General features: G+C 69.7%; 13 protein-coding genes. 4 read left to right on the top strand and 9 right to left on the bottom strand.

The annotated features are described in order from the left end of the window. Position 1 precedes the first annotated feature (1 nt). Together QHF83_RS01305 and QHF83_RS01310 are read right to left on the bottom strand one after the other, a co-directional pair. Positions 2 to 1,270, bottom strand: a complete 1,269-nt coding sequence (locus QHF83_RS01305; RefSeq protein WP_282415887.1) for a sigma 54-interacting transcriptional regulator — start codon at positions 1,268 to 1,270, stop codon at positions 2 to 4. After that, positions 1,267 to 3,033, bottom strand: a complete 1,767-nt coding sequence (locus QHF83_RS01310; RefSeq protein WP_282415888.1) for a serine/threonine protein kinase — start codon at positions 3,031 to 3,033, stop codon at positions 1,267 to 1,269. Before QHF83_RS01310 ends, QHF83_RS01305 begins: the two co-directional genes overlap by 4 nt. Positions 3,034 to 3,197: 164 nt before the next feature. On the opposite strand from QHF83_RS01310, the gene QHF83_RS01315 reads away from it, so the two are divergent. The 3 genes from QHF83_RS01315 (at position 3,198) to QHF83_RS01325 (ending at position 4,770) form a co-directional block, all read left to right on the top strand. Next, positions 3,198 to 4,151, top strand: coding sequence for a penicillin-insensitive murein endopeptidase (locus tag QHF83_RS01315; protein ID WP_282415889.1), 954 nt, complete (start codon positions 3,198 to 3,200; stop codon positions 4,149 to 4,151). A gap of 72 nt (positions 4,152 to 4,223) precedes the next feature. Continuing rightward, the gene (locus QHF83_RS01320) at positions 4,224 to 4,415 is read left to right on the top strand and encodes a hypothetical protein (protein WP_282415890.1); all 192 of its coding nucleotides are present in this window, start codon (positions 4,224 to 4,226) and stop codon (positions 4,413 to 4,415) included. Between the two features lie 85 nt (positions 4,416 to 4,500). Beyond that, positions 4,501 to 4,770 (top strand): hypothetical protein, encoded by a 270-nt coding sequence (locus tag QHF83_RS01325; protein ID WP_282415891.1) that lies wholly within the window; start codon positions 4,501 to 4,503, stop codon positions 4,768 to 4,770. Positions 4,771 to 4,787: 17 nt separating this feature from the next. Here the strand turns inward: QHF83_RS01325 and QHF83_RS01330 are convergent, their stop codons facing one another. The 4 genes from QHF83_RS01330 to QHF83_RS01345 form a co-directional block, all read right to left on the bottom strand. Beyond that, a complete protein-coding gene (locus tag QHF83_RS01330) occupies positions 4,788 to 5,690 on the bottom strand; it encodes a hypothetical protein (protein WP_282415892.1) in 903 nt (300 codons plus the stop codon). Between the two features lie 66 nt (positions 5,691 to 5,756). After that, a complete protein-coding gene (locus QHF83_RS01335; protein WP_282415893.1) occupies positions 5,757 to 6,767 on the bottom strand; it encodes a hypothetical protein in 1,011 nt (336 codons plus the stop codon). Positions 6,768 to 6,796: 29 nt separating this feature from the next. Beyond that, the gene (locus QHF83_RS01340; protein WP_282415894.1) at positions 6,797 to 8,098 is read right to left on the bottom strand and encodes a FecR domain-containing protein; all 1,302 of its coding nucleotides are present in this window, start codon (positions 8,096 to 8,098) and stop codon (positions 6,797 to 6,799) included. After that, on the bottom strand, positions 8,074 to 8,745 hold the full coding sequence (locus tag QHF83_RS01345) for an RNA polymerase sigma factor (RefSeq protein ID WP_282415895.1): 672 nt from the start codon (positions 8,743 to 8,745) through the stop codon (positions 8,074 to 8,076). Before QHF83_RS01345 ends, QHF83_RS01340 begins: the two co-directional genes overlap by 25 nt. 155 nt (positions 8,746 to 8,900) lie before the next feature. Between QHF83_RS01345 and QHF83_RS01350 the strand changes: the two genes are divergently transcribed. Further along, positions 8,901 to 9,830 carry a PAS domain-containing protein gene (locus QHF83_RS01350; RefSeq protein WP_282415896.1) on the top strand — a complete coding sequence of 310 codons (930 nt, stop codon included), beginning with the start codon at positions 8,901 to 8,903 and terminating at the stop codon, positions 9,828 to 9,830. Here QHF83_RS01350 and QHF83_RS01355 read toward each other — a convergent pair. The 3 genes from QHF83_RS01355 to QHF83_RS01365 form a co-directional block, all read right to left on the bottom strand. Continuing rightward, entirely contained in the window at positions 9,814 to 11,082 is a 1,269-nt protein-coding gene (locus QHF83_RS01355) for a VCBS repeat-containing protein (protein WP_282415897.1), read from the bottom strand. The genes QHF83_RS01350 and QHF83_RS01355 overlap by 17 nt on opposite strands. 31 nt (positions 11,083 to 11,113) lie before the next feature. Next, positions 11,114 to 11,692: a hypothetical protein gene (locus tag QHF83_RS01360; protein WP_282415898.1), complete on the bottom strand. Its 579-nt coding sequence runs from the start codon at positions 11,690 to 11,692 to the stop codon at positions 11,114 to 11,116. 80 nt (positions 11,693 to 11,772) lie between these two features. Continuing rightward, positions 11,773 to 12,756, bottom strand: a complete 984-nt coding sequence (locus QHF83_RS01365) for an aldo/keto reductase (RefSeq protein ID WP_282415899.1) — start codon at positions 12,754 to 12,756, stop codon at positions 11,773 to 11,775. Positions 12,757 to 12,891: the final 135 nt, after the last annotated feature.

The raw sequence follows: 12,891 nt of genomic DNA on the forward strand, positions 1-12,891 counted from the left end.
GTCATCCCTCTTCGGCGATCTTGCGCAGGAGCCGCAAGAGCCTCGCCCTGTCCACCCCGAGCCTCCGCGCCGCTTCGCTCTTGTTGCCCTTGCACTCCGCGAGCACGCGATTGACGAAATCGCGCGAGAGCGGCCGGGCTCCGACGTCTTCGCGAGGCCCGCCGAGGACGTCGGCGACGCCGCGCAGGGTGATGCCGCCGCTCGGCTCGAGATAGGTCACGACGAGGTCGAGATCACGCACGTTGGCGTGGAAGGGCGCGAGCATGAGCCGCTCCAGCGCTTCCACCTCCACGCGTCGTGGATCGAGCGTCGCCCCGCGCCGGCGAAAGAGATGTTCCAGGATGGAGAACAGGTCCTCGGGTCGCTCCCGGAGCGGCGGGATCTCGATGCGCGCCGGAAATCGCGCGTACAGGTCCCGCCGAAACGTCCCGGCTTCGATCATGTCCTCGATGTCGCGGTTCGTCGCGGCGACGAGGTGGACGTCCACCTTGATGGGCTTGCTCTCGCCGACGGGCAAGACCTCCCGGTTCTCGAGGAGGCGAAGCATCTTGGGCTGCAATTCGGGCGCGAGCTCGCCGAGCTCGTCCAGAAAAACCGTGCCGCGCGCGTGGGCGCGCAGGATGCCCTCGCCGCCGTCCGCGCTGCCCGAGAATGCGCCTTTTTTCCAGCCGAAGAGGTGCGCCTCGAAGACCGTGGCAGGCATCGCGGCCACATTCACGGCGGCGAAGGGTTTTCCCGCGCGGCCGAGCGCGGCCGTGACCTGCTCGGCCAAGAGCTCTTTTCCCGTCCCCGTCTCCCCCAGGATGAGCACGTTGGGCACGGGCCGATGGGCGAGCCGCGCGAGGTCTCTGCGTACGCCTCGCAATCCGAACGGCCCGACGAGCGCTCCGAGCGGTGCTTCCGGGGCGAGCGGGCCGTCGAACCGCTCCCGGAAGACGAGGAGCGTGCGGCCGATCCGCACGACGGCGCCGTCCTCGAGCGGCACGGCTTCCCGCGGTCGAAGCGCGTGGCCGCCGATGAACGTCCCGTTGCGCGAGTCGAGATCCTCGATGTGGATGCGTCCTCCGGGCCGCGAGAACCGCAGGTGCTTGCTCGAGACCTCCCCGTCGATCACGCCGCGCTGGGCGAGGAAGGCGCGGCCCAGGGGCTCGTTCGGGCCCGGCAGCGGAAGGGCGGCGAGCGTGGGGAACGCGACGAGCAGGACGGGCTCGCCGCTCGGACCGTCGTCGCGCGCCGGTGGGCGATGCTCTTCCGTGGTGGTCTGGCTCATGGCGATGGGTCGTCGAGGTAAAACGCGACGGGGATCTGCCTGTCGCCAATACGAAACTCCGTCCCGACGCACAATGCGGAGGTCAAGAGCCCGGTCGGATGAAAGACGTGGTTCCCATGGGCGACCGCCTCGCCCCGCGAATCCTTGATTGTGATCTCGAGGCCAGGCTTCTGGGAAAGCTGCCCGGCCGTCACGGAGAGACGACGCTCGCGGGCGAGCACCCCGTCGCGCGAAGCGTCTGCGCCTTGCACGGCGTCGAGACATGGCGCTTCGCTTCGGGGATCGTCGGCGCGGCGGAAGCAGACCGAGAGGCCTGTCTGTCCCCCTTTGACCCCGGCGAGCCGCAGCAGGAATTGCCGATCGCGGGGTAACATCTCCGCGCAGCGCCCGGGGACGTACGTCCGGCCCGAGCTGCATTGCGCGCATTGATCCGGCTTTTTTTCGCACCACGTTCCGCGCGTGTCCTGCCTCGAAGGGGTACACGCGGGCCCACCGCAGCAGGTGCCGGCGCGGTCTTGCTCGACGGCTTTCGGGGACGACGGTGACGACGTCGGCGAAAGCTGGTGCGCCGTCGGGCTGGGGGTCGGCGTCGGCAGCGACAGCAGCGGGACGTCGTCCGTGGTGAGCTTTCCCGGTGGCTTCAGGTAAATGGCCCCGGCGAGGAGTGTGATCGCTCCCGCCAGCGCGTACATCGCTCCCCGCGTCGAGCGCCCTGCGGGTTGGTCCCGACGCACGGGCGCGACCGGTGCCCGCGCGGCGGGCATCGGGGCCGTCCTCGCGACCGGAGCCATGGGCTCCGTGGGCGGCGCTAGGGACGGCGCCGCGGCCGGCGTGTGGGGTTCGGTGCGCGAGGGGAGGGCGCTCGAAGACGCGCGCCGGCTCGGCGGCGGCGCGCCCGTTTTCAGCACCGACGCGAGCGCGGCCCCGTGCTCTGGGCGATCCTCCGGTCGCAGCGAGAGGCACGCCGCGATGGCGGTGCCCCACGGCCCGGACAAACCCGGGCTCGGCCAGGGCCTCCGCCCCGCGTCGATGTCCGCGTACCGTTGCGCCATGGCCTCGAACGAGGCCGAAGGGCCGAGGCCTGCGGGATGCGTGCCCCAGAGGAGCTCCCACGCGATCACGCCGAACGCGAACATGTCGCGCGCGCAGCTCTCCTCGGCCGCTGCGCGTCGGCCGCCTGGGCGGAACAGCTCGGGCGCGAGATAACGTACGGTCCCGATCACGCCGCCCACGGCCGTCAAGCGCTGCGGATTGCCGATGGGAACGGCGATCCCGAAATCGATGACCTTCACGGACCCGGGCCGTTGCGGGTTTTGCCAGAACGCGTCCGTCACGAGCACGTTCGCCGGCTTCAGATCGCGGTGCGCGAGCCCGGCCGCGTGCACGTAGGCGAGCACGTCGACCACCTGCGCGAGCGCGGCGAACCGATGTCCCTTGGACATCCGCGGATCGTGCATCGCCGCGTCGAGCGTCGAGCCGTGGACGAGGTCGAGCACGACCCCCACGAGGCCCTTGTCGAGGTCCTCGAACAACGCGTGACACGCGCAGAGCCCCGGGTGAGCGAGCGCCGCCAGGATCTTCGCCTCGCGCCGCGCGCGCGCGAACGCCGCCTGCCCCGCCTCCGAGAGGTGAACGAGCTTCAATGCGCGCGTGGCCCCATCGTCCAGGGGATCGACCACCTGCCACACCGCCCCCTGTCCACCCTCCCCAAGGGGCCGGATCAGCGTGTAGCGATCGACACGGTCACCCGGACGCAAATCCACGTACTGCCGCGTACACCATTCAGCCGGCGGAGGGAAGGCGGAAGACGGGGCGAGCACCGCGTTTGTCCGATCTCTCTCCCCGGTCGGGCGGGAGAGCGCGACCGTTGGTGCTCACACCATCGGAAGTGGGCTGCCTGCGGGCGCTTTCGTCGTAGAATGGAGGCGTGAGGTCCGTGCCCCCGCGCGCCCTGGGCTCCGCGATCGTGATCGTCGCTGCGGCGTCGATCGCGGTCTTCGCCGCGCAGCGCGGGGCGCCGTCGAACACGAACGCAGGGGCTTCCGCTGCGCCGGTTTCGTCCGCGCTCCGGATCGGATCTCTCCCGGGCGTCGCGTCCGTGCTCGCCTCCGCGCCGAATGACGCGCCGCTCGGCGCGAGCCCGCCTTCGCCGCCGCCCGCGCCCGCGCGTTGCACGCCGGAGCCCGCGGTCGAGGTGCGCGCCGCCGAGCCTCCGCCCGCGGCGGAGCTCTTTCGCCTCGCCAAGGAAAAACCCGAGGTGCTCGGGTCCGCATCGGTGGGATCGCCCACGCGGGGATCGCTGTTCGGCGGCGTGGAGCTCAAGGACTCCGACGGCATCCTGCGCGCCGGTGGGTATGGCTGGGGCACCGAGCTCGTCATTCGCTCGATCGAGCGCGCGGTGCGGGAGGTGCGGCGGTGTTTTCCGGATTCGCCGCGGCTCTACGTCGGCGACATCGCCCGCGAGCGCGGAGGCTGGCTCAAGCCCCACCGAAGCCATCAATCCGGGCTCGATGCCGATATCGGGTATTACTACAAATCGCAGGCGATCTGGTATCAGCGCGCCACGGCGGAGAACCTCGACGCGGCGCGCACGTGGGCGCTCGTTCGGGCGCTGATCGAGGGCGGCAACGTCGAGATGATCTTCATCGATGTCTCGGTGCAGCGCCTCTTGCAGGCGTACATCGCGACCCTGCCCGAAGGCGAGCGGCTGCCCGAGGACGTTTTTCCGAGCCCGACGAAGCGGGACTCGATCATCCGCCACGCCTGGGGCCACGCGACGCATTTTCACGTCCGGTTCCGGGATCCGGCCGCGGTGGCGCTCGGGCAGCGGCTCGCGAACATCCTGCCGCGGCTCCGCGGGGCGCGGCGGGCGCCGCGGTGACGAGTTTTCCTTTGCTCCGCGCTTGCCGCGGGCGCATGTCGGCCCGAGATCGACGCCGGGAGGTTGCATCCGATGGCGAACCAGAATCAGGGACCAAGCAAGCCGAAGGGTGAAAGGCCCACGGAGCAGGGCGTCCGGCAGGACATCGAGACCGTCGAGAGCGAGCGCCTCGCACAGGAGCACGTGCAGCAGACCGGATACGAGGGCGACAGGCCGGCGACGGGACTCGTCAGCGATCGCGAGGACAAACCCGATCAAGGATGACGATGCCGCACGGGCGGCCCGAAGAAACGCGCGCCATGGCGCTCCGTCCCGCGTGGCCCCAGGCTCGCTCCGAGGAGGCGAGATCATGGCCGAAAATCGGAGCGGGCCCGGCAAGCCGGTAGGCGTGGAGCAAGGCCCCGGCGGGTCGCCCGCCGAATGGAACGACACGTCGAGGTCGGCGGGAGATCGAACCGACGCGACCGTGATGGGCCCGGCGACCTCGGACGCGCGCGTCGGGCCAGGCGAGCCGGAGCCGGAACACGCGCAGATCAGGGGCGACGTGCCGGGCGAGCCGTGGCGGCACGGCGTGCCCTTCGATCGTGCGCATCCGCGCGGCCGCGGCGGGCGGGGATGACGAATCGAAGCGGCCCGTCAGGGAAAACCGACGCCCTTGCAGGCGGCGGGATCGAAATACCCGTGCACGGCCCCGCACGTGCCGTCCCCCGCCGTCCCCTTCTTGATGCAATACTTCCCCGCCGTATCACCGAGCCCGACGTAGGGGACGAGCTCCTTGCACTCGAAGTCGTCCGGGCACTCGCAATAGTTTCCTTCGTCCGGGGCGCCCTCCGCGGGGCCGCAGCGGCAGGAGCAATACACCGCTTGCTCGGGAGGGCGTGACCCGCACTGGCCGCAAACGGCGCTCGAGACCGGCGCGTCCGATCCGGGGACGCAGCAGCTCTTGCCCTCGTTTTCGAGCGCGCTCGCGCCTTCGCTCTGGCAGCTCCCGGGCACGTGGCAGACGTACTTCTTGCATTGCTTCGTGGTCACGTCGCACGTCGTGCCCTGGGGGCAATGCTCGTCCGCGGTGCATTCGCACGAGCCGTGCTCCGCGTTGCATGCACCGCCGTAGTTCGCGCATTGCGAGGCGCCACCGTCGGCCGCCTGGGGATCACAAGGGACCGGGACGACGCCCGACTCGACGCACGATTGGTCCGGGCCGCAGCTCGCGTCGAGGGGGCCCGTGCACGGGGTCGGCTCGGGTTGTCCGAGCGGGCAGCTCGTGCGGCCCTGGAAGTTGTTGACCAGGCAGATCCCCGTCTCGCATTGCTGGAAGTCGTTCGTCACGATGTTGCGCTCCGTGACCTTCGTGCCGGGGAATCGGGCGTCGAGCTCGACGAAGGGCACACACGGATTCCCTACGTCGCTCGATGTCTGGATGGGCTCCGCGACGATCACGTTGCAGCCGGGCAGGAGTCCGGACGCGGCGGAAAAGAGACCGACGAGGGCGATCGATAGGACGAACGCACCATTTCGCAAACCATTTCGTAGCGACATGAGCACCTCTCCCCCGAACAGTCTCCAGAGCCCGTCTGCACGGCTCACGGGGCCGAGATTTTTATTTCAATCCCAGGAGAGCTCGGCGCCGAGGGAGGGAGAGACGAAGGGTAAACCCCAGGTCGCCGCGACGCGCCCCACGAATTCGACGACCGGCCGCTGGACCGTCACGCCGGTGAGCACGTCCGCTCGGAGTCGAAGATGCGGCGTCACCGCATAGCCGAGCCCCGCGCGAAGGTATGGCGCGAGGGTGAAGAGCGTCTCGCTCGCCCCCGCATACGAGCGCTCGGGGCGGCCCTCGAAATGGAGCAGGACCGCCGAGAGGCCGGCGCCCACGTTCGCGTTCCACGCGGCGCCGTGCGGCGCGAACGAGCCCCGGAGCCCCACGCCGAGCAGGCCGAAACGCGCGGTCGCCACGCCTTCGGGGCCGGCGAGGTTTGCCGGAACAACCGGGATCGAGACGAAGGTGCTCAGCCCGATTCGCTCGCTCGGTCGCTGGATGTGCAGGGACGTATGCAGGAGCCCCGAGGGGCCGATGCCTCCCGGGCTCATCAGCATGGAAGGCCCGAGCTCGAGCGTGAGAAAAGGCCGCCTGCCGGGGACAGGGGCGGCGCGCGGCGTTTCGGCGTGGCGAGGGGCGAGGATCTCTCGAATGGCCGCAGGCGGGGCCACCTCGCCGGGCGGAGGTCGCGGCGCGTCGAGCTCCATGAGGCTCGCGCGGAGCAGCTCCATCACCCGGAGCGCCATCGTGGCGCCGCCGCCGTGAGGAGGTTCGTCTTCCGCGACGAGCTCACGCAGCACGGTTTTTCCGGTCATTCGATCGACGATCCACACCTCGACGCCGGCGCTCGACGGAACGATACGCACGGCCGCGACCGCGTCGCCCTTGCGCGCGGCCTCCTCGAGCGGCTCGCGCGACGGCGGCCCCGCCTCCATCTCGACGTCGAGGACCTCGAAATGGAGCGCCTCGAGCTCGGCCCGGAGGCGCACCGCGATTGCCGCGTCTTTCGCGGGCGCGACGAGGACGATCCGTGGCTCGCCGCTCGCGCGCGCAGCGGCGAGAGGGAAGGAAGCCACGGCGAGCAGCACGCAAAGCGCGGCCGCCCTCATTCGTCCCCCGCCGCCGCCCGAGCGACCTCGGCGTGGGGACCGCCCGGGAAATCCCGCAGATAAGCGCGCGCCGCCTCGCGGGCGAGCGCTTTGTCACCGGAGCGCAGGCGCGCTTCGAGGAGCCGCCCCGCAGCCTCCCGGGCGAGCCTCCCGCGCGGTCGCTCGCGCAGGTACGTCGAAAACCAGCGCGCGGCCTCCGCGTGCCCGGCCTGTTTGTCGAAGGAGATGATTCCAAGGAGAAAGGCCGCCTCGGCGGCTTGCTCGTCGGCCGGAAAACGCCGTCGCAGCGCGGAGAATGCTTCCACGGCGCGCGCCACGTCACCGGTCAGGCGCGCGGCGTCGCCGAGGTCGCGGAGATCGGCCGCGCTCCCTGCCTCGTAAATGGCACCGAGCCCCTCGCGTTCCGCCGCTTCGAGCGCGTCCTTGTATCTGCCCGAGGCCGCGAGATCACGCCATGAGGGGCCGGGCGGCGCGGGCGGAAGGGGGGGTTTGCGCGGCGGCGCGGCGCGCGGGACGTTCGGCGCGGGCGGCGGCAGATCGGGTGCTTTTTCGGGCGGGTCCTCCGGCAGGGGCGGCGGCTCGGCCGCATTCTGGGGGACGTCCGGCGTCTCGCGTGTCTCCGGGTCGTCCCGGTGAATCACGAATCGCCCCTCCTTGCGGCTCACCTCCAGCGTATCGCCGGCGCGCACGGCGATCCCTTCACCGAGGATGGGACCCGAGACGGAGACCGAGCCTTCGACGAGGTGCAGCGTGAGCCGCTCGGCGGCGAGATCCCAGGCGACATGAAAACGCGTGCCCGTGACCAGGATCTCGAAGGGGCCGCTGTCGACGAGCCAGCGTGTGCCCTCGTGGTGCACGACGGAGGCCTCGAGCGAGCCATTCTCGAGGACGACGCGCCCGCCCGCCCGATGCACGGAGGCAATCCGGACGCTCGAATCGGGCTTTATGCGGAGGCTCGTCCCATCCGAGAAGACCACGGGGACCATGCGTCCTCTCGGCGTCGCGATGAAGGCCCCGGCCCTCCCCGCGTACGCCCCATCGCCCGCGCCGACCTGAAACGTGAGCGGGCCCTGGACGACGACGAAAAAGAGGAGCAGGCAAGCCGCGGCTGCCACGCCGAGAGCCGCCCCGACAAACCGTTTTCGGGTTTGTCGGGGCGGACGAGCCCGCCGCGCGGCGTCGGCGGTGAAGAGGCGAGCGCGCGCCTCGGGATCGGATGTCCGGCGGCGGAGGAGCTCGTCCTCTTCCGCGGCGATCCTGCGGCCGAGCCGCATCAGCGCTTCTTCGGAGCTCCCCATCGTGCACTCCCTTCGAGCCAGTCCGAGAGTGCCGGGTGCTCCCGCGCCTGCTCGGTGAAATGGGCCTCGGCGCGCGAAAGCCGCCGCTTGATGGTCGCGAGCGAGACGCCACACGCCTCCGCGATTTCCGTGAGCTCCATCCCCCCGATGAAACGCAGCGCGAAAGGGATCCGCTCATCGACGGGCAAACCATCGAGGATCGTGTACGTGGCTCGAAGGGCCTCGGTTACCTCGCTGCTCGGCAGCGGCGCCTCCACCTCGGGGACCTCGTACCACGGCAAGAGCCGGAGCCAGAATCGGCGCGAGCGGCGCAAGATGCAGGTCCGGGCAGTGAAAATGGCGATCGAGGTGAGCCAGGCGCGGAGCGCGCCCGGGTCGCGCAGCTCGTCGATCGAGTCGAGGGCGCGGACGAACACGTCGTGATGAATATCGGCGAGCTCGCGATCGGCGCCGAGCACGCGGACGAGCGTCCGCATGACGTGGGCCTCGTACCGGTCGTAAAGAGCCGCGATCGCCGCGCGGTTGCCCGCGCGAACGGCAGCCACCAGGACGGCGTCGTCCCCGACGAAGGGCAAGGCCCGGACGACCACGCCGCCGCCGGCCGCAGGAGGCTCGATGGTTCTGAGGGAAAGCTGCGACGTACCCACGCTGATGACGCCACAGTATCCGCACCCCATCCAGACGGCTCATCGGTTGGTCATCTCACGGGGATCCGCCCGGTCGCCCCTGCGCGTTCTGAACGTGCGCCGTGCTTTACGCTTCCCAGGAGAGCGGGTAGGGTCGAAGACTCGGGGGACATGTCATGAACGAGGGCGCCGAGAACGCGAGCGGTATCGAGGCCGAGCGCGACGAGCTGCGGGCGGAGGTCGAGCGGCTACGCCGGAGGCTCGCCGAGGTGGAGGGGACCGCGGCCTCCGGGACCGAGTCGAAGCGGGTGGAGCAGGACCTTTTGGCGCAGCAGGCCGTGCTGCGGGCGTTCCTCGACAACACGCCCGCCCTGATGTTCGTCAAGGATCTCGAGGGTCGGTTTGTCCTGGTGAACGAGGAATACGCGAAGTTCGCGGGACGGACGCCGGCCGAGCTGATGGGGCGTGTGGGGACGTCCGTGCTCGCGGCATCGGACGCGCCGAAGATGGATGCGGCGGATCGGCGCGCAATGACGGAGGGGCGGCTGCACTTCACCGCCACGCTGACCATCCCCGACGGGTCGAGGAAAACCTTCGTGACGGTGAAGTTTCCGATCCGGGATGAGGAAGATGAGCTCCTCGGCGTGGGCACGGTGGCCATCGACATGTCGCGCGAGCAGGAGGCGGAGGAGGCGCGCGCCGCCCTGCAGGAGAAAATCATCGCGGCGCAGGAAGCGACGATTCGCGAGCTCACGACCCCGCTCCTGCCCATCACCGATCACGTCGTCGCCATGCCCCTGGTCGGCACGATCAACGAGCGGCGAGCGCAGCAGATCCTCGATGCGTTGCTCGAGGGGATCACGCGGCATCAGGCGACCGTGGCGATCCTGGACGTCACGGGCATTCGTATCGTGGACACGCACGTCGCGCACGCGCTCGTTCACGCGGCGCAGGCGGCGAAATTGCTCGGGACGAGGGTCGTGCTCACGGGGATGAGCCCGGCCATCGCGCAGACGTTCGTGGAGCTCGGCGCGGACCTTCAGGGGATCGTCACCCTCGGCACGCTGCAGAGCGGTATTGCGTGGGCGATCAGGGGCCGGCGTTGAGGAGCACGAGCACGTCGCGATCCTTGAAGTTGGAGACGGCGATGTCGGGGCGGCCGTTCTTGTCGAAATCGTCGATCACGAGGCCATTCGGGGTCTGGCCGAGCGCGAGCTTCTGGAGGGGCTGGAAGGTGCCGTCACCCTTGCCGAAGAACAGGGCCAGGTCGGATGTCGTGATATTTTCGACCGCCACGTCGGCGTGCCCGTCACCGTCGAAGTCTGCGACGCCGAGGGCCATCGGCGCGCCGCCGGAGGGGTGGTTCACGGCAGCCTTGAAAGTCCCGTCGCCATTGCCGAGCAGCAAGGACATGTCATCGCTGTCCGCGTTCGCGGTGACGAGATCGACGTGCCCGTCGCCGTTGAAGTCGCCCGTCGCCACGCCGCGCGTGAGCTTCCCGGCGGGGTAGCCGGTCTCGGCGGCGAACGTCCCGTCGCCCTGACCGAGGAGGATCCTCACGTCCTCCCCTGCGGCGACCGCGAGGTCGAGCGAGCCATTGCCGTCGAAATCGGCCGTCGCGATGGCAATGGGCGCCACGCCGGCGGGATAGGTGACGGCGGGCGCGAGGGTCCCGTCGGGTTTGCCGAGGAGCACGTGCACGCCGCTGCCCGACTGGTTGGGCACGATGAGGTCGCCGAGGCCGTCCGCATTCACGTCCCGCAGGACGAGGTGCATTCCCTGGCCGAGCGTCTCGTACTTCACGCCCATGGGCTGCGGTGGGAATGTGCCGTCGCCTTGGTTCACGAGGACGGAGACCGTGCTGTGGTGCGAAAGCGCGATGTCCGCCTTGCCGTCCCCCGAGAGATCGCCGATGGCCGCGGAGAAGAGAAAAATCGTGTTCATGTTCATCTCCACGGGGAACGTCTCCGGCGGGCCGAAGGTGCCGTCGCCCTTGCCGCGGAGAATCGTGTAGGAGCTGTCGAACACGTAATTGACGGTGACGATGTCCGTCGCGCCGTCCCCGTCGAGATCGCCGCCGGCGAGCCAGCGGGGCGGAGTTTCGCTCGTGCCAACGACGTACGAGGCCGGCGTTTTGAAAAGCGCGCCTGCCCCGCCGGATCCACCCGCGCCGCCCGAGCCGCCTGCTCCGCCTGCGCCGCCTGCGCCGCCCGCGCCGCCCGTGCCCGAGCTGCTCGACGAGGAGCTGCTGCCCGAGGACGAGGTGCCGTTCGCGTCGGGATCGTTATTCGAAGCGCAGGCGCTGAACGCCGCCGCGCCGAGGAGGAAAAGAGTCGCGCCGAAGATGGGTCGAAGCAAGGGAAGCTCCTTTCTGTGCCGGCGCCGCTTTTTACTTCCAGCTCACCTCGTAACGGCAACGCGGCGCGCGTGTTTTTCGACAAACCGTGGGTTCCAGGTGCGTGATGAGGGCGGTGCGTTCGAATCGACGCGCCCAGGCCTGGATGATACCGCGATCCAGGTCGCAGTTGTAGGGCGAGTCCACCTCCATGACTGCCCGGTGCCGAGAGGAGGAGACGCACTTGTAGTGGCCGATTCCGTCCCGCATCGTGCCCGTCTGCGGATCGAACATGGGGACGCCGTCTTCGAGGTGATTGAGGTGGTATCCCGCGTCGAAGGTCTGTAGCGCCGTGACGATGTCGCTGGTCGCCCCGGGTGGGACCGCGGCGTGGTTCACGACCTGGGCGCCCATCTCGAAGCCCTTCTGCGGACCGATGACCGTGAAGAGCTCGTTCATCGCGGCAATGACCTTATCGAGCGGGCAGGCGGGCAGGATCTCGAACTCGCCGCTGGGCCCCACCCGGCCGAGCCCGTACTTCGCGAAGACGGCTTGTGGGGCGTCGGGGAACGCTTTGAACGCGTCGAGATAGCTGGTGATGATGGCCCCGCTGGCCGCGAATCTGGAGAGCATGCCGGGAGGATAGCGGACGGGCTGCGGAACACCAGAGCGGGCAGGCTTTCCGCGGGGGCGCGAGGGCGCGCCCGCGCCGATCACGCATTCACGAGGCGCATGCTCGTCTCCGGATAACGCGCCCCGACCGCGGCGCCTCGGGGCATGACCGCGTCGAGGCGCGCGAGGTCGTCCGCCGAGAGCTTCACGGCCTCGGCCGCGACGTTCTCCTCGAGGTAGCTCCGGCGCTTCGTGCCCGGGATGGGCACGATGAAATCGGCCTGCGCGAGCACCCACGCGAGCGCGAGCTGCGACGCTTTCACGCCTTTCTCGGCGGCGATCGCCTCCACCTTGGCCACGAGGTCGAGGTTCTTCTGGAAGTTTTCCCCCTGAAAGCGCGGCGAGCTGCGGCGGAAATCGTCGGGCGCGAGGTCCTCGAAGCGCTTGATTTGCCCGGTGAGAAAGCCGCGGCCGAGGGGGCTGTAGGCGAGGAAGCCAATGCCGAGCTCGCGGCAGACGGCGAGGATGTCGTCCTCCGGATCGCGCGTCCAGAGCGAGTATTCCGTCTGCACCGAGGCCAGCGGATGGACCGCGTGCCCGCGCCGGAGCGTCGCGGCGCTCGCCTCCGACAGGCCGATCGCCCGCACCTTGCCCGCCTTCACGAGGTCGGCCATCGCGCCCACGCTCTCCTCGATCGGCGTCTTCGGATCGACGCGGTGGAGCTGATAGAGATCGATCACGTCGACGCGGAGGCGCCTGAGGCTCGCGTCACACGCGTTCCGGATGTACGTGGGCGTGCCGTTGATGCCGCGCACGGTCGGGTCGCTCGGATCCCGCACGATGCCGCACTTCGTCGCGAGCACGACCTCGCTCCTCCGGCCCGCGATGGCGCGGCCGACGAGCTCTTCATTCGTGAACGGGCCGTACATGTCCGCGGTGTCGAGCAGGGTGACGCCGAGATCGAGCGCGCGGTGGAGCGTGGCAATCGATTCGGCTTCGTCGCGGGGGCCGTAAAAATCGCTCATGCCCATGCAGCCGAGGCCGAGGGCAGAGACCGTGAGGGGACCGAGCTTGCGCGTGTGCATGAGGGGCTCCTTCTTCTCGCGCCGCATGGTAGCGTCGGCGCCGCATGCGCACCATCCCTCGGGGCCCCGTGGCCCTTGCTGCTTTCTTGCTTTTCGGCTGTGCCACGCAAAACCAGCCCCGCTCCGCGGAAACCA

Source organism: Polyangium sp. 15x6, from assembly GCF_029960785.1.
Taxonomy (GTDB): Bacteria; Myxococcota_A; Polyangia; order Polyangiales; family Polyangiaceae; genus Polyangium.

Coding starts and splice junctions, on each gene's coding strand:
- QHF83_RS01305 (WP_282415887.1), bottom strand. CDS start 1,270: ATGAGCCAGACCACCACGGAAGAGCATCGCCCACCGGCGCGCGACGAC.
- QHF83_RS01320 (WP_282415890.1), top strand. CDS start 4,224: ATGGCGAACCAGAATCAGGGACCAAGCAAGCCGAAGGGTGAAAGGCCC.
- QHF83_RS01325 (WP_282415891.1), top strand. CDS start 4,501: ATGGCCGAAAATCGGAGCGGGCCCGGCAAGCCGGTAGGCGTGGAGCAA.
- QHF83_RS01330 (WP_282415892.1), bottom strand. CDS start 5,690: ATGTCGCTACGAAATGGTTTGCGAAATGGTGCGTTCGTCCTATCGATC.
- QHF83_RS01340 (WP_282415894.1), bottom strand. CDS start 8,098: ATGGGGAGCTCCGAAGAAGCGCTGATGCGGCTCGGCCGCAGGATCGCC.
- QHF83_RS01350 (WP_282415896.1), top strand. CDS start 8,901: ATGAACGAGGGCGCCGAGAACGCGAGCGGTATCGAGGCCGAGCGCGAC.
- QHF83_RS01360 (WP_282415898.1), bottom strand. CDS start 11,692: ATGCTCTCCAGATTCGCGGCCAGCGGGGCCATCATCACCAGCTATCTC.
- QHF83_RS01365 (WP_282415899.1), bottom strand. CDS start 12,756: ATGCACACGCGCAAGCTCGGTCCCCTCACGGTCTCTGCCCTCGGCCTC.